Consider the following 15,769-nt stretch of genomic DNA (forward strand, 5'->3'; position numbering starts at 1 on the left):
GGATCTACCCACGCTGGCTGCTAGGATAAACAACCGTGAAACCACTGGCCAGAACAAAGAAATTGATGCCACTGACGCTTTTTGCAAGCGCCCTAGCACTTAGTGCATGCCAGCCGGAGGTAGGCGTTGGCGGTGATCCAGATTCAGCCCTGAAGGTAAACGCCACGCCTGCTCCTACCTCCAACGATGGGGTAAAGCCTGCAGGCAAGGTCGCGAAATTTGCGGAGAAGGTAACGGACCTCGCGGCCCACGGCAACACTATCGCCGTCCGCACCAAGGACGCACTCTACGTCGGTCAGCAGAACGAGTTCCTCGGCGGCGACGCAAAGAAGATAGACATCGACGAAAAGTGCGGCGATTTGAACGCCTCCGAGCAGAGCTTCGTACTTGCCTGCGGCGATAAGGTCTATCTCATTGACCCAACCAAGCCCGATGCCCCGACCGAGGTAGCCATGGAAGAAGAAGCTCCGGTCACCGTCGCCACGCAACTTTCCAGCGGCGAGATCTTCGCAGGCTCCAAGGACTCGCGCACGGTTGGCATCTATGAGGACGGCAAGCGCGATCGCGACATTGAGGTCGAGGAAGGCTCCGATCAGCTCCTAGCTGTGCCTAACGACGCCGGTGCCGACAACGTCGTGCGCATCCTGCGCGCTGATTCCACGATCCAGAACATCGATTGGCAAAACGATCGCGCCGGCGGCCGCCTTCGCGCAGGCCAAGGCATCGGCCAGATCTCTGTTGGTGGCGGCGCCCTCGTCCTTGCCTCCGATACCTCTGGCGAGCGTCTTGCGGTATATACCGCCGACGACGTAATCCGCCTGCACCAATACGGCAACGTCGACGGCTCGCCATGGGGCGTGGCATGGGACCCACAGCGCCAGCTGGCATGGGTTACGACCACCGACAACGGCAAGGCACATGCCTTTTCCATCGTCTCCGGCGTCCCAGAGAACAAAGGTAGTGTTGACACGGTCGCAGATGCTCAAAATATCGCCGTGCTTGACGACGCCACCGTGGTCACCGCCTCTGCGAGTGGCAGCGGCATCCAGTTTATTTCCGAACCGAATCTGAAGTAAGGGCCCTTTAAAACCATGCAAGAAACTCGCGTCGACGCACTGCGCAAAGCCGCCTATCAATTAGCGCTCAAAGGCATGTTTAAGCTCGCGCCCGAGCGCATTCACCTCATTATGATGGGTGCTTTATCCGGCTTGCAGAAAGCACCCCTGCTGCACCGCGGTCTACACAAGGTGGTGCCAGTCAATGATTCAGTACTGGAGCAAGAGGTATTCGGTGTAAAGTTCCCGCGTCCGCTGGGACTTGCAGCTGGTTTTGATAAGAATGCCGCAGCCGCCGATACTTGGTCTGCTGTTGGCTTTGGCTATGCAGAACTGGGCACCGTCACGGCAAAGGCGCAACCGGGAAACCCTGCCCCACGCCTTTTCCGCTTGAAGGCGGATCGCGCAATCTTAAACCGCATGGGCTTTAACAACGAGGGCGCAGCCGCTGCAGCCCGCAACCTGCGGGCACGTCGGACTTCCGACGTCATCGGCATCAACATTGGCAAGACTAAAGTCACCCCTGCCGAAGAAGCGGTCCAGGACTACCGCCAGTCAGCTTCGGTTTTGGGCGACCTGGCTGACTACCTCGTAGTTAACGTCTCCTCGCCAAACACCCCGGGCTTGCGTGACCTCCAAGCCGTTGAGTCCCTGCGTCCGATCATGGCCGCTGTGCAGGAATCCACCAGCTCTCCAGTCCTGGTCAAGATCGCTCCAGATCTCTCTGACGAGGACGTTGACGCCGTTGCCGATATGGCGGTCGAGCTGGGCCTTGCGGGCATCGTGGCCACCAACACCACTATTTCACGTGAGCGACTCAAGACCCCCGCCGACGAGGTTGCTGCAATGGGCGCCGGTGGAATTTCGGGCGCACCGGTTGCGGCGCGCTCCTTGGAGGTCCTCCACCGCCTCCACGCGCGGGTGGGTGACAAGCTCGTGCTCATCTCCGTTGGTGGCATCGAAACCCCGGAGCAGGCGTGGGAGCGCATTGCTGCAGGAGCCAGCCTCCTGCAGGGCTACACGGGCCTGATTTACGGCGGCCCGGACTGGATTCGCGATATTCACCGCGGCATCGCCGAGCAAATTCGTGCTCACGGCCTTCGCAACATCTCTGAGGCTGTAGGATCCGGCCTTCCTTGGAAGTAGAAAGCTGCCAAGACAAAACCACGAAACGCCCGTCCCACCACCTCAACCTACAAGGTGGTGGGACGGGCGTTTTAACACGTCTTTAACGAGCCTTAGGTGGTCTCGTACCAACCCCAAGTGATCGCACGCCCCAGGGCGTGGAAATGAAGATTAAAGCCTAGGACAGTCGGCGTGGATTCTGGGGCGATGTCGAGCTTTTCCACATCTACCGCATGCACTACGTAGAGGTAACGGTGCGGGGCATGCTCTGCGGGCGGATTCGGGCCGTAGTAGGTCTTCTTGCCGGAATCCCCGCGCAAGCTAACCACGCCTTCGATGCCTAGGTCCTCAGCCGAACCTGCGCCGGTTGGAAGTTCTGTAACGGTGGCTGGGATGTTAAAGGCCGCCCAGTGCCAGAAACCCGATGCCGTAGGCGCGTCTGGGTCGAAGCAGGTAACCGCATAGGATTTCGTGCCTTCAGGCGCGCCGCTCCACTTCAGCTGTGGAGAGACATCAGAGGGGGCGCGGAAACGCTCAGCGATCTCCTCGCCCTCTACAATGTCTGCGGAGGTCAGCTCGAAGCTCGGCAGATCCTTTAACGGCGCATACGGATCGTGGCCGGGGAAACGGGAATCTTGTGCATATGAAGTCATATTTCAGTTGTACCTGAGGCCACACTATGCTGTCGATGAGTCTGGCATCTCAATTGGCAGCCCCCACGACATACCGCAGGCGCAACTGCCAACTTACAACGATGTACTTTTACGCGCTTTAAAGGCCTCAAAACTAAGCCATTTTCCACTACTACCTGCTGATTTGTTTAATCTACGCGTTTCGCGCTACAGTATTCGAGTGCCCAGCCGAGAGGCTGAAAACACCCAGCCCGGGTGGCGGAATGGCAGACGCGCTAGCTTGAGGTGCTAGTGTCCTATTAACGGACGTGGGGGTTCAAGTCCCCCCTCGGGCACAAATGTGAAGTCTCGCGACATCGTTCCTATCGATGTCGCGAGACTTTTTCCGTAGCATCTATTGCCCTCCCTGCCTCGAGCTAAGATGAGGGCAATTATCCAAATGTTAAAACAAGGCGCACAACTCTCGCTTGCCTCGGAAGCGCGGCCACCGCCAAGGTAGCCGCCTAGACGACAGCCTCCGGCTCAGCCTCGGAACCCTTAAGCTTTTTCGCTTTACGGCGTTCGATGAAGTACTTGATGATGATAGGCAGTACTGAAAGGAAGATGATGAGCAACATGATCTTCTCAATCGAGTCCGCGATTCCCGGAATATTGCCCAGGAAGACGCCCACCAGATTCATCGACACCACCCACGCGATGGCGCCAGAGACGTTCCACCCCACGAAGTTCTTATAAGGCATCTTCGCTGTTCCAGCGGCAACCGGGATGTAGGTACGAACAATCGGTACGAAGCGGCCGAGCACAAGCGCAACCGGGCCATGCTTGGCAAAGAATTTTTCTGCCGCGACGAGGTGCTCAGTCTTCAAGATGCGTGCATCATCTTTGAATAGGCGGCGGCCGAAGCGATGGCCCAGGTAGTAACCAACTTGATCGCCCAGCACTGCAGCCACAATACCCACGCCGAGAAGCGTCCAGATATTCACGTGCAGCTGGTCGCGCAAGATCGCCGCTGTAACCAGCAGCGAGTCACCCGGCAGGAACGGGAACAAAACGCCCGACTCAATGAATACAACGACGGCAATGCCGGCGATTACCCATGGCCCAAATGATTCCAATAGGGTCGCAGCGTCCATGTAGGACAAAAGGTTAGAAATTGCGTCCACTCGATACTCCAAAACATTCTTAAAGCGCCTCAACCAAAAAGGAGGCGCAGGTGATTGCATTTAAGTATCTCCCCTGTCTTGCCACTAAGTACAGCTCGACATGGCCCTTCACGGCAAATTGTCGCGATCGACACAGCATACATTCAGCCACCGCGATTCCACATCCAAAGATTGGCCCACTACTGTTTTATCCATGACTCGACTTCTTGGATGGCTGCGTAGCTTGGGCGGCTTCGTAAAAGACGTCTGTGCCTCTGCAGTCGCCGCCGTGCAAGGTTGGTCAGCCACGCGATGGTTGGTCGTCCTCACTGCTGCCATTTGCCTAGGCGTTGTCGCAGCGCTTGTCGATGTCCCTGACATCACCGCCCTGCGCTCCTGGGCAGAGAATATGGGCACCTGGTTCATTATCGCCTTCTTCCTAGGTTATGTCATATTTACGCAATTTCCGCTGCCCCGTACCTTTTGGACCGTGGCTGCCGGCATCCTCTTCGGCCCTTGGCTAGGTCTTAGCATCTCTCTTGCGGCATTGACTGCATCTGCAGTGCTTTCGCTTTTCATCGTTCGCCTTCTCCTCGGCGACTGGATTCGCCCGCACCTCACCCACCCTGCGGTCTTCAAAATCAACACGAGGTTAGAAAGGCGCGGGTGGCTTGCCATCGCAAGCTTGAGAATGGTGGCAGGCGTGCCTTTTTCCCTCCTCAATTATGTCGCCGCGCTCACCCCTATCCCAGCCGGCCAATTCACCGTGGCCACACTTGTGGGCTCCATTCCCACTACCGCCATCGGCGTATTCTTCGGCGATACTCTGACCGGCCAATCCGAGCCTTGGATCTTCGTCGCCATTGCCTTTCTCGCGGCCATAGGCGTCGCAGGCTTGGTTCTCGACGCCAAGTTGCCGATGCGCCCCTAGTTAAACCCTCAAACGCCATGAAAGCCAAAGACCGGCGAGTCAAGTTTCACCTATAGACTTTATGGACGCTATGCTGATTAGCACTTCGCTTTGAATATTCTTCGACCCTAGGAGGCACAATGCTCGCTGTACACGCACGTTATCGCGGCCGTTCGGTACGCCGCGCGGAACTGGTGCAGCGATCCGCCACCGCCCTTTCCACGCTCGACGGAGTCGGTGAGTTCCACGTCCTGGGTGTCGAGGACATCTGCGCGGTGGCGCACTCTGCGTCCTCCGTGTGTGACGTTGTCATGGCGCTGCTTGCCGACGGCGACTGGGCCATCGGCATCGGCGTATCCCCCGGAGCAAGCGGCGACGAAGACGCTGCCCGCCAGGTGGCCACTGCCGCGCTGAAAGGCTCGGCGCGCGCGGGCCAGGTATACGCCAAGATCAGCAAGCGAGGGCGCGCTTCGGAAGCAAACGATATTGCCGCCACATTTGCCTTGCTTGGATTCGTACTCCACAAGCGCACGATTGAGGGCCGCGAGGCAACCTCGCTAGTGCGCGCTGGGCTAAATCAGAATGAGGCAGCCGAGGAACTCGGTATCTCCAAGCAGGCAATGTCGCAGCGTCTACAGGCCGCTGGTTGGGCCGCCGAGATGGCGGGTTGGCAGCTGGCGGTCAACATCATTGAACGCGCCGATACCCTTTAATATCCGAGGTCAGCTTTCGAAAGCTCGGGCGTAGTCACGAAATCGACCAGCCTTTCCACTGCCCCAATCAGCGTCGGATCTAGATCCCGGAACGTATTGACGGCGGTATAAACTCGGCTCCAGCCTTCCTTCGGGTCAGACCAGCCCACGCGCTTAACGATGCCCGTCTTCCAATCCTCACCGTATGGCACCTCCGGCCATTCGCGAAGACCCAGACGCTCGGGCTTTACTGCCGCCCAAATATCGATAAAAGGATGGCCCGTTACCAGCACGTGCTCGCCCACACTCTGGGTAAGGCGGGTTTCCTTAGAACCTTCGACTAGATGGTCTGCCAGAACGCCGACGCGCCTGCCGGGGCCAGGCTGGAACTCAGCGAGACGTTCTTCCAAGTTGTCTAGACCCTCCAGGTATTCCACGACCACGCCCTCAACGCGCAGATCATGGCCCCAGACCTTCTCCACAATCGCGGCGTCGTGAATGCCCTCAACCCAGATGCGCGAGGGTGCCGCAACCTTTGCCTCAACATTGGCCACCCGCCGCGAACCGGAGTTGGACTTTTGCGGGGCCTGCTTTTCGACGTAGCGCGTCAGGGTAACCGGCTGCCCCTTCAACAGGAAGCCGCCTTCCACCAAGTTGAAAACACGCTCGTTTCCGTACCGATCCTCGAGGCGGACTACTTGACCAAACACGGTCTTGTCCACGCCCATCACTGCGCCGACAAAGTCGTCGCCACGTACCTCAACAACCATTCCAGGTTCTGCTGGAACTTTTGGGTACTCCTTCTTCTGTGCGCGCTTATGGCCTGCAAAGATGTCGCCGCCGTATGGATCGATACTCATGGGCCAAAAGTCTATCTACTAAACTTTGCCGTCATGGATATGCGCGCCGAGGTTTGGTCTCCTTTACAAAACACCGCAGTCTGGCTGGGCGCCTGGCTGTGGGGACACGAGTCCACGGACGATCTCTTGGATGCGATGCAGGAGCTCGGCGGCTTGCAGGTGATGGAGGATGAAGCACCCTTTGTGGATTTGCTAGCTTACCTGCGGGCAGAAACTTCCGAGATTGTGCAAAACGGCGAGTGCGAGCCCGTGCTGCGTCTTGTCCTTTCCGGGCCGGGTGAGTCCCCGCTATTGCCGGCAGGCTCGAAGTCATGGAAGGCGGCGGCCGCAAGCGATGCGGGCACAATCGTTGTGCGCATCAATAATCGCAGCCGTCACTTAGTGCTCGTGCCCCACTATGGAAACTCCAGCACCACTTGGCACGTGTTTGAGGAGGAACTGCCCTTGCCTGCGCCTGCGTGGCTGAGCCCCGGCGAGGCTGACGAGCTGCTCAGCAAGGCAACCAACCAAGCCGCACTACTCATCGAAGCTGCGGGCTACAAATCGGATGCTTTGCATAATCCACGGCTAACCGTGGGCAGTCTCAGCGATTTTTATGACACACCGGGACTTCCACGAACAGTATCACCGCGGGCCGCGAAGCTTTTCTCCCGTGCAGACCGCGTGGGCGCGATTATCGAAACCGTGACGGAAAGAATGAACGATCACAGCTTCGATCATCACCTTTTAGGTCTGTGGCGGCATATCCGTCAAGCGCGTATGGCGGGCGTTGCACACGCGCTTTCGGATTTCAGCCGCTAAGGGCCATTATTTACGCAGCGACCAAATATCGCAGCAGCCCTCAGCGCAGGGAGCGCCGTTGGTAGTACAGCCTTGAACGGTGACGTTGCCAATGCTCTCCCACTGCTTATCCTGCTCGAGCTCCTCAATAAGATCCACGATCATCGATGCAAAAGAATCGGTCGGGCCAGCGGTACGGGTACGTTCAACGAGCACGCCCATCTCGTCGGCCGCGTTCTTAAGCTCCGTATCGAGGTCCCATACAACCTCCATATGGTCGGAAATGAAGCCGATCGGACAAACGACGACCGCCTCAACGCCATCCTTGTCATGGATTTCAGTGGTATGATCGACGATGTCGGGCTCGAGCCATGGGGTCTTTGGGTTGCCGGAACGCGACTGCCAGACCAAGTCATAGTCAGCTACACCTGCGGCTTCTGCCACGAGACGGGAGGCTTCGGCAACCTGGCGGGAGTAGATATTTTTATCGCCTTCGCCGCCACCGACGTTATCGTGCGCGGTAGGTACAGAATGCGCAGTAAAGAGCATGCGTACCTGCTTGCCCTCGGGGATCTTGGCGTAGGCGTCCTTTACCGCCTGTGTCATCTCCGCGATGAACTTCGGGTGATCGTAGAACTGACGGATCTTAGTGAACTCAATCTCCGGCAGGCCTTTTTCCGCGAGGTGCTCGCGCAGCTGGCGAATATCCTCGTCGTACTGGCGGCAGGCAGAATAACCGCCCCACGCAGAGGTTGCGAGAACTGCAACGTTACGGACGCCGTCAGCAGCCATCTGCTCCACTGTTTCGGTGCCGAATGGGTGCCAATTACGGTTACCGAAGTAGACAGGTAGATTATGTCCGCGTTTTTTCAGCTCCTGCTCGACGTGATCGATGATTTCGCGGTTGAGCTTGTTGAGCGGGCTTACGCCGCCGAAATGAAAATAGTGCTCGCCCACTACCTCAAGGCGCTCACGTGGAATGCCGCGCCCGCGGGTAACGTTCTCTAGAAACGGAACGACCTCCTCGTTTCCTTCCGGGCCACCGAAAGAAAGAACGAGGAGGGCGTCGTAGTTGCAGGCAAGCTGTTGTGCGTCAGTCATACCGCAACTTTACCAACCAAAGGTTGGGGCTTAGAGGAGGCGCACGACATTAGGCGTCATTCCGGACCAACGCACAGGAGAAATCTGAACGTTAGATCCAGACTGAGGGGCCTCAATCATGGTGCCGTCGCCAAGATAGATAGCTACGTGCTGGCTTGCGCCGGGCCCGTAGAAGATAAGATCGCCGCGCTGCATCTCGCTAGCTGGGACCTGAGTACCCTTCTGGTACTGGTAGCCGGTGTAGTGCGGCAAGGAGATGCCGACACCGGCAAAGGCGTACATCGTAAGGCCAGAGCAGTCGAAGCCGACCTTGTTGTAGTCGCCGTAGGAGTCAGCCACGCCGCCGTCGCGGATACCCTTGGTGGGGCCGTTCGCGTTGCCACCGCCCCAGGCATAGGGCATGCCGATCTGGGACTTTGCGCGGGCGATGACCGCTTCAATCTTCGCGTTGCGGTCGGCATCGCCAAGCGCACTCGTTGCTTTTTCCGTGACATCATCCGTGGTGTCCAACTCGCCCAGGACGTCAGAGACCTCACCGGTCAATTCATCGTCCTCGGTGTTGCTGGTGGTGCCGCCCTGGAGAGCTGCTAGCTGCGAAGAACCCTGCGCCAGCGAGTCCAGCTCCTCCTGGGTCAAGCCCGTATGATTTGGCTGGGCCGCACCAACAATCGCGGCAGCCGCACCGATTGCGGTGCCCGCGAGCGCCAGTGTCGAGGAGTCGACGGAAGAACCCTGCATGCTGAATCCTTCGGAGGAAAGCTTCTGCACGTTCGGATCCGAAGACAGCTCCTGGGCCGCCTCCGCTGCCTTCTGGACGTCGCTCGCGCTAAGCTGCGAGCCAGACTTATCCGCACGGAAGTCCCGAGTTACGGACTCCGGCTCCCCTCCCTGCATCATCGAAGCAGACTCGGTAGCAGATGTAGATGACTCCGCCGCGGAAACGCCAGAAGCAGCCGCCGCTTCGCCACCGTTGGCATTAGCATTCGCAGAAGCGCTTTCCGACGCCGACTGCGTCGCGCCCGCAGCAGTGCTTGCCGCCGCGTTAGCGGTGTTGGATGCGGATGCGTTCTGCTCAGTGGAAGCCACCGCGGACTCCTGGGAGCCTGCTGCCGGCGCCTGCGAAGTAGCCGCGCCAGAGGTCTGAGCTTCCCTCTTTGTCAAGTCATTTGACTTGACGTTTGAGCCGGGCTCCGCAGCCTTAGACTCGTTTGTATCTAGCCCCTTGGCTTGATTTAGTGCATCTTGCACCTGGGAGCGCTGCTTTAGCAAGCTCTCGCGCTCGGAGGAAAACTCGGCCACGTTCGACTGGCTTTCTTCCAGGGTTTGACGCGCTTGAGCTTCAGCCTCGGTAGCTTTTTCCTCGCGCAGCTGTGCCAACTCCTGGGTCTTGCGAAGCTGCGATTCCTTGTTCGCCTTCTCGGTGCGCTCTCGCTCCAACCGATCCAAGACCGCCTGCTGATCCTTGGCTTGCGTATGCAGATAGGTTTGGCGCTCCAGCATGTCGCCGCGCGCATCATTTCCCGCAGCCGTGGAGACAGCGTCAGAAGTATTGGCACGGCGATAAGCAGTACGCGAAAGCTCATTGAGCTTCTTCTGAGCCTTTTCGACTTCCGACTGTGCGGAATCGAGTTCACCACGCGCCGCAGTGGTGCCACGGCGAGCCTGAGCGGCTTCCGTACGCGCGTCCTGGAGGTCGACCAAGGCACGGTTTACTGCCTCACGTCGCATTCCAATTTCTCCCTCGAGCTTCGCAATCTGCTCTTCAATGGTGGCAATGGCGCCAGCAAGGTCAGCGACAGATGCATCTTTCGAGGAAAGCAAGGACTGGATGTTGACCGGTTCTTCCGCCTGGGCGGCAACCGGAGCAAGGGTGGAAACGGTAGATAGCGTCGCGGTGGTTGCGACGGTGACTAACAGCGTCTTCAGACGCCGGGAGCCGTACTTAAAGATGGTGGCCACGAGAAGTATCTCCTAGACACCCACACTTCGCCGAATCGTTTCACGGCATGCAAAAGCACATCCCTACACAATCGGCCTCAATCAGCCCAGCCAAACCCGATAGAAGCTACGAGAGTTCTCGCCTGCGACCAGCGAGGTAGACGTAGAGCATCTACCTCGGCACAAGATACAGATGTGCCTGTCGGAGAACTGGCTGGCAGAAAGCTAGCGGGTTTGCACTGTTGATTTAGATTTAGGAATGCCCGGGACTTAGCTTAAGCCAGCTTAAAAGCGCATGGCTTAATTAGCGCACCCCTTTAATCTCTTTTGCCTAATCGCACAATGGCAAAAGCTAGGGGCACGTTACCCGGCACCAGGCCGCCTGGAATAGGTGCAGATATACGCGTTAGATACGTACACTGCCCTGACAGTACGACCTTTAGGCAGGTTGTGCTTACGGTGAAAATGCGTGACGTTTATGCGCCGATCACGGGCGCGGGAGAAGCAATGCTGTGTTGAACTCGCGCCTTAACCCCGTATGAACCGCTCTAAAATCCGTGGCCTGCCGTCGCCGCAATTCCGTTGCGCTTGCGCGCGGTCGGGAGGGCGGAAAGCAAAATCCACGAACCTTGAACGGGCCGCACGAAGCTAGCCCTACGAGTAACTCGCTATGCCGATCACATTGCCATCCCCTTACCGAGAACCCGCAGAAGCTTCTCGCCCCAGAAGGCTGAAGCTGCACCGGCACCCGGTGAGGCGACGACAAGACCAACCGGCTTGCTTGTCCCCAATCGGAATGTGGGTGTGTCAATTCTTAAAAAATTCGAACACTGGAATCGGCTTCGACGAATCGTTCTTGGGGTGCCAGGTGTGTTCGAAATAAGCCAGCGCTGCTTTACGACGCCGCTGTCTCCGACACGCAACAGAGTTAAAGGCTCGCGCCTTAAAGCGTTATGCGTCAGGGCTTCAAACAACTAGGCCCCATCCCATCTGCTCATCGTGAGCCAGGCGGCGAACCTCAATCCCGCGATTTCCACTCGTGGCGTGCTTCCCCACATACCCGTGTGTCATCTCGATTGAGAGTCAAGGCTTGGCCCATGAACGTATGGAACAAGAATCAACCCGTGAGTCGATATTTGAACCATACGTCACCGACACACCGTCGCGCACACTTTCCTCAAAATTCACTCCAGTCAAGTCGCGCCACATGACGTTACAAAGGCAGCCAACCTGCAATAATTTTGTTACCTTCCCGTGATTGTGTGTTTCATCACACTACTAGTGAAATCTCCACGCAAACCCCCTTTAGCAGCCCCTCCCCCACCGCTTGTCAAGTCAGGGTGGTTGACTAGATCCCCTACCCCACTCTTGGAATTTGACACTCGCCAGACCAATTTCGACATCCGCCGGCGCCCAGATGTCCACAATCCCATAGCCGCCAGATGGGCATGGATTGGTTTCCGCTTTAACTAAAGGGCGCAAAACGATCGCCTCGCCCAGCGTTAAATGGGAGGCAAATTCCCAACGGATTGAGGTCCAGATCCGCGCGAGATCGATGGCTCAGGTGTAGCCAGATCGGTAAATTTAATGGCCAACTTTCGGGTTGATTGCAACCGCACGGTTCCCCTCATTCGGCACCCGGTGACCCCGACGGTTCACTCAGGTTCTGGGGATAGTTTTTCGAACAAATCTAAGTCTCATAGTTTCCGAAACGCTGAAAACGAGAGAAATCTTCGAGCTTCGGTTGAACCGAGGTTCGGCGGACAATCGTCCCACCGTTGGGCCTAGCCCATTTTCTCGGAACGCGTTTCACGCCTTGATGCAGACCTGAAAGCTATCCAAGCAACGGCGAGCGCGAGCACCATCATAATGGCGGTGAGAAACACCGAATGGACGTCAAACCTATCTATGCCATCATAAAAGCGTTCAAGGAGCTCAACCTGATCGATACCCCTAGGAATCTTGCGTTGCACCGCTTCCAGTTCCGCACGCGACAGCGAGCTACTCACGGCAGAGACATGCGAAGGCACTTGAACAATGACGGTATCTAATCCCGTGGCATTTTGAAGATCGACGGCAAGGTTGCGGCTTTCTGCCGCAGTGGCGGTGTAGTCATCCACAACAGCAACGCCATGGCCGGCATGCAACGCCGCAGAAATGGAGTCCTGAACGGATTGATCGTTGGCCAGGTCCGCATTAGTAAAGGCGGAGCCATCCGCACGTAGCTGCGCGGCGAGGTCAGCGATATCAATCACCGGAGATTCGGCGCTTTCCACACTCATTGCTCCCCTCCTCCACTTCGGTTGCTAATGCTGCCTTGCCGTAACCCACCCTATAAATAGCAACCCATGGGCGCCCGTGAGCGAGCAGCTTCGATTTATAAAGTATCGCTGCCATCATCGGGACCGCCTATGTGACGCGCGGAACTTTCCAAAAAGATGAAACAGAACGCTCGTACTGTTATAGTTGACACGGTCGTCGGTCGAAACCATTAGACTGGTTTCCGAACCTTCGCGTTCTTCTCGTTTCCAGCGCCTTGGCCTTAAACGCAAGCGCCTTATTCCTCATATATATGTGAACCATATATGTGAACATGGAAAGTGGCGGCTTACCTTTAAGGCGGTAGAGCTGGAAACCATGAACTTTTGTTCTGACAAACAAGGAATGGAGCTCCCTGTGACTGAAAGCCTAAACTCCTTCGGTGCCAAGAAGACTCTTGACGTCAACGGCAAGTCCTATGACTACTTTGACATCAACGCAGTCGCTGGCCTGGAGAAGCTGCCTTACTCCCTGAAGGTGCTTGCTGAGAACCAGCTGCGCTACGAGGACGGCAAGAATGTAACCAAGGATCACATCAACGCACTTGCTAACTGGGATCCGTCCGCTGAGCCGGACACCGAGATCCAGTTCACTCCGGCACGTGTGCTGATGCAGGACTTCACCGGTGTTCCGTGTGTAGTCGACCTCGCCACCATGCGTGAGGCAATCTCCGCTCTGGGTGGCAAGCCAGAGCAGGTTAACCCGCTGAACCCGGCAGAGATGGTCATCGACCACTCCGTTATCGTTGAGGCCTTCGGTTCCGCAGAAGCGCTCGAGAAGAACGTTGAAATTGAGTACGAGCGCAACCAGGAGCGCTACCAGTTCCTGCGTTGGGGTGCTGAGAACTTCTCCAACTTCCGCGTTGTCCCACCGGGAACCGGCATTGTCCACCAGGTCAACATCGAGTACCTGTCCCGCGTCGTCTTCGACAACGACGGTGTCGCATACCCAGATACCTGTATCGGTACCGACTCCCACACCACCATGGAAAACGGCCTGGGCATCCTGGGCTGGGGTGTTGGCGGCATCGAGGCTGAGGCTGCAATGCTCGGCCAGCCGGTCTCCATGCTTATCCCGCGCGTTGTCGGCTTCAAGCTGACCGGCGAGATCCCAGTCGGCGTTACTGCAACCGACGTCGTTCTAACCATCACCGAGATGCTCCGCGAGCACGGTGTTGTCCAGAAGTTCGTTGAGTTCTATGGCAATGGCGTTAAGTCCATTCCGCTGGCTAACCGCGCAACCATCGGCAACATGTCCCCAGAGTTCGGCTCCACCGCCGCAATCTTCCCGATTGACGAGGAAACCATCAAGTACCTCGAGCTCACCGGTCGCCCAATGGAGCAGATCGAGCGCGTCGAGGCTTACGCCAAGGCGCAGGGCATGTGGCTGGAGCAGGACGCTCCAGAGGCAGAGTACTCCGAGTACCTCGAGCTGGACCTGTCCACCGTTGTTCCTTCCATCGCCGGTCCGAAGCGCCCACAGGATCGCATCCTGCTGTCCGAGGCAAAGGAACAGTTCCGTAAGGATCTGCCTACCTACGCAACTGGCGACGTCGTCGTTGACGAGTCCTCCCTTGAGGCAAAGCGCATGACCTCCGAGGGCGACGCTGACGAGGCGCTCGTTGACGTCACCGGCGGTCTGAACAACTCCCGCGAGGGCCACGGCGAGTCCGCAGCTAAGGGCGGCTCCGGCCGTCAGTCCAATCCAGTTACCGTCACCTCCCCGAAGGGCGGCGAGTACACCCTGGACCACGGCATGGTTGCAATCGCTTCTATCACCTCTTGCACCAACACCTCTAACCCATCCGTCATGGTTGGCGCTGGCCTCATCGCCCGCAAGGCTGCTGAAAAGGGCCTGACCTCCAAGCCATGGGTTAAGACCATCTGTGCACCGGGTTCCCAGGTTGTTGACGGTTACTTCCAGCGTGCAGACCTCTGGAAGGACCTTGAGGCTCTGGGCTTCTACCTCTCCGGCTTCGGCTGCACCTCCTGCATCGGCAACTCCGGCCCGCTGCCGGAGGAGATCTCCGCTGCCATCAACGAGCATGACTTGGCTGCAACCGCAGTCCTGTCCGGTAACCGTAACTTCGAGGGACGTATCTCCCCAGACGTCAAGATGAACTACTTGGCTTCCCCAATCATGGTTATCGCTTATGCTATTGCCGGCACCATGGACTTCGACTTCGACACCCAGGCTCTGGGTCAGGATCAGGACGGCAATGATGTCTTCCTGAAGGACATCTGGCCTTCCTCCGAGGAGATCGAGGACACCATCCAGAAGGCAATCTCCCGCGAGCTCTACGAGGCTGACTACGCTGACGTCTTCAAGGGCGACGATGCATGGCGCTCCCTCGATGTGCCAGAGGGCGAGACCTTCGACTGGAACGAGGACTCCACCTACATCCGCAAGGCACCGTACTTCGACGGCATGCCGGCAGAGCCGACCCCAGTCGAGGACATCAAGGGCGCTCGCGTTCTTGCCAAGCTGGGCGATTCCGTCACCACCGACCACATCTCCCCTGCTTCCTCCATTAAGCCGGGCACCCCTGCTGCTCAGTACCTGGATGAAAACGGCGTTGAGCGTCAGGACTACAACTCCCTCGGTTCCCGTCGTGGTAACCACGAGGTCATGATGCGTGGTACCTTCGCCAACATCCGTCTGCAGAACCAGCTGGTCGACGTTGCTGGTGGCTACACCCGCGACTTCACCCAGGAAGGCGCACCGCAGTCCTTCATCTTCGACGCTTGCGAGAACTACAAGGCAGCTGGCATCCCGCTGGTTGTTATCGCTGGCAAGGAGTACGGCACCGGTTCTTCCCGTGACTGGGCTGCTAAGGGCACCAACCTGCTTGGCGTCAAGGCTGTCATTACCGAGTCCTTCGAGCGTATCCACCGCTCCAACCTCATCGGTATGGGCGTTATCCCACTGCAGTTCCCAGAGGGCGAGTCCCACGAGTCCCTCGGCCTAGATGGCACCGAGACCTTCGACATCGAAGGCATCTCTGCTCTCAACGAGGGTGGCATCCCGAAGTCGGTTCACGTAACCGCTACCAAGGAATCTGGCGAGACCGTCGAGTTCGACGCTAAGGTCCGCATCGATACCCCGGGTGAGGCCGACTACTACCGCCACGGCGGCATCCTGCAGTACGTGCTGCGCCAGATGGTTAAGGCTTAAGGTCTTCACACCATCTAATTCCTAGGTAAAACCCTAGGTAG

General features: G+C 57.7%; 12 protein-coding genes and 1 tRNA gene. 7 read left to right on the forward strand and 6 right to left on the reverse strand.

The window, feature by feature from the left end; all coding sequences use genetic code 11:
* The first annotated feature begins 65 nt into the window (after positions 1–65).
* Complete coding sequence (locus tag WM42_RS00485) at positions 66–1,076, forward strand: hypothetical protein (RefSeq protein WP_145915022.1); 1,011 nt, start codon at positions 66–68, stop codon at positions 1,074–1,076.
* A 15-nt stretch (positions 1,077–1,091) separates the two neighbouring features.
* Positions 1,092–2,201 carry a quinone-dependent dihydroorotate dehydrogenase gene (locus WM42_RS00490; RefSeq protein WP_062035046.1) on the forward strand — a complete coding sequence of 370 codons (1,110 nt, stop codon included), beginning with the start codon at positions 1,092–1,094 and terminating at the stop codon, positions 2,199–2,201.
* 92 nt (positions 2,202–2,293) lie between these two features.
* On the opposite strand, the gene WM42_RS00495 is transcribed toward WM42_RS00490, so the two are convergent.
* Positions 2,294–2,833, reverse strand: a complete 540-nt coding sequence (locus WM42_RS00495; RefSeq protein ID WP_062035048.1) for a YbhB/YbcL family Raf kinase inhibitor-like protein — start codon at positions 2,831–2,833, stop codon at positions 2,294–2,296.
* Positions 2,834–3,061: 228 nt separating this feature from the next.
* Between WM42_RS00495 and WM42_RS00500 the strand changes: the two genes are divergently transcribed.
* Positions 3,062–3,147: transfer RNA gene (locus tag WM42_RS00500), tRNA-Leu, on the forward strand.
* 168 nt (positions 3,148–3,315) lie between these two features.
* Here WM42_RS00500 and WM42_RS00505 read toward each other — a convergent pair.
* The gene (locus WM42_RS00505; protein WP_062038979.1) at positions 3,316–3,945 is read right to left on the reverse strand and encodes a DedA family protein; all 630 of its coding nucleotides are present in this window, start codon (positions 3,943–3,945) and stop codon (positions 3,316–3,318) included.
* 223 nt (positions 3,946–4,168) lie between these two features.
* Here WM42_RS00505 and WM42_RS00510 point away from each other — a divergent pair, with 223 nt between their 5' ends.
* Together WM42_RS00510 and WM42_RS00515 are read left to right on the forward strand one after the other, a co-directional pair.
* The gene (locus WM42_RS00510; protein ID WP_062035050.1) at positions 4,169–4,885 is read left to right on the forward strand and encodes a TVP38/TMEM64 family protein; all 717 of its coding nucleotides are present in this window, start codon (positions 4,169–4,171) and stop codon (positions 4,883–4,885) included.
* A 119-nt stretch (positions 4,886–5,004) separates the two neighbouring features.
* Positions 5,005–5,577, forward strand: a complete 573-nt coding sequence (locus tag WM42_RS00515) for a hypothetical protein (RefSeq protein WP_062035052.1) — start codon at positions 5,005–5,007, stop codon at positions 5,575–5,577.
* Here the strand turns inward: WM42_RS00515 and WM42_RS00520 are convergent.
* Positions 5,574–6,416 (reverse strand): DUF3097 domain-containing protein, encoded by an 843-nt coding sequence (locus WM42_RS00520; RefSeq protein ID WP_062035054.1) that lies wholly within the window; start codon positions 6,414–6,416, stop codon positions 5,574–5,576. The two genes, WM42_RS00515 and WM42_RS00520, sit on opposite strands and share 4 nt — an antisense overlap.
* Positions 6,417–6,449: 33 nt before the next feature.
* Between WM42_RS00520 and WM42_RS00525 the strand changes: the two genes are divergently transcribed.
* Positions 6,450–7,217, forward strand: a complete 768-nt coding sequence (locus WM42_RS00525; protein ID WP_062035056.1) for an Rv1486c family protein — start codon at positions 6,450–6,452, stop codon at positions 7,215–7,217.
* 6 nt (positions 7,218–7,223) lie between these two features.
* On the opposite strand, the gene WM42_RS00530 is transcribed toward WM42_RS00525, so the two are convergent.
* From WM42_RS00530 to WM42_RS00540, 3 genes are all read right to left on the reverse strand, one after another.
* On the reverse strand, positions 7,224–8,297 hold the full coding sequence (locus WM42_RS00530) for a ferrochelatase (protein ID WP_062035058.1): 1,074 nt from the start codon (positions 8,295–8,297) through the stop codon (positions 7,224–7,226).
* Positions 8,298–8,327: 30 nt separating this feature from the next.
* Entirely contained in the window at positions 8,328–10,256 is a 1,929-nt protein-coding gene (locus tag WM42_RS00535) for a DIP1281 family NlpC/P60 protein (protein ID WP_062035059.1), read from the reverse strand.
* Positions 10,257–12,019: 1,763 nt separating this feature from the next.
* A complete protein-coding gene (locus WM42_RS00540) occupies positions 12,020–12,517 on the reverse strand; it encodes an Rv1476 family membrane protein (RefSeq protein ID WP_062035061.1) in 498 nt (165 codons plus the stop codon).
* A 394-nt stretch (positions 12,518–12,911) separates the two neighbouring features.
* Here WM42_RS00540 and can point away from each other — a divergent pair, with 394 nt between their 5' ends.
* Positions 12,912–15,728 carry an aconitate hydratase gene (can, locus tag WM42_RS00545; protein WP_235591279.1) on the forward strand — a complete coding sequence of 939 codons (2,817 nt, stop codon included), beginning with the start codon at positions 12,912–12,914 and terminating at the stop codon, positions 15,726–15,728.
* The last annotated feature ends 41 nt before the right edge of the window (positions 15,729–15,769 follow it).

It is taken from the genome of Corynebacterium simulans, assembly GCF_001586215.1.
Taxonomy (GTDB): Bacteria; Actinomycetota; Actinomycetes; order Mycobacteriales; family Mycobacteriaceae; genus Corynebacterium; species Corynebacterium simulans.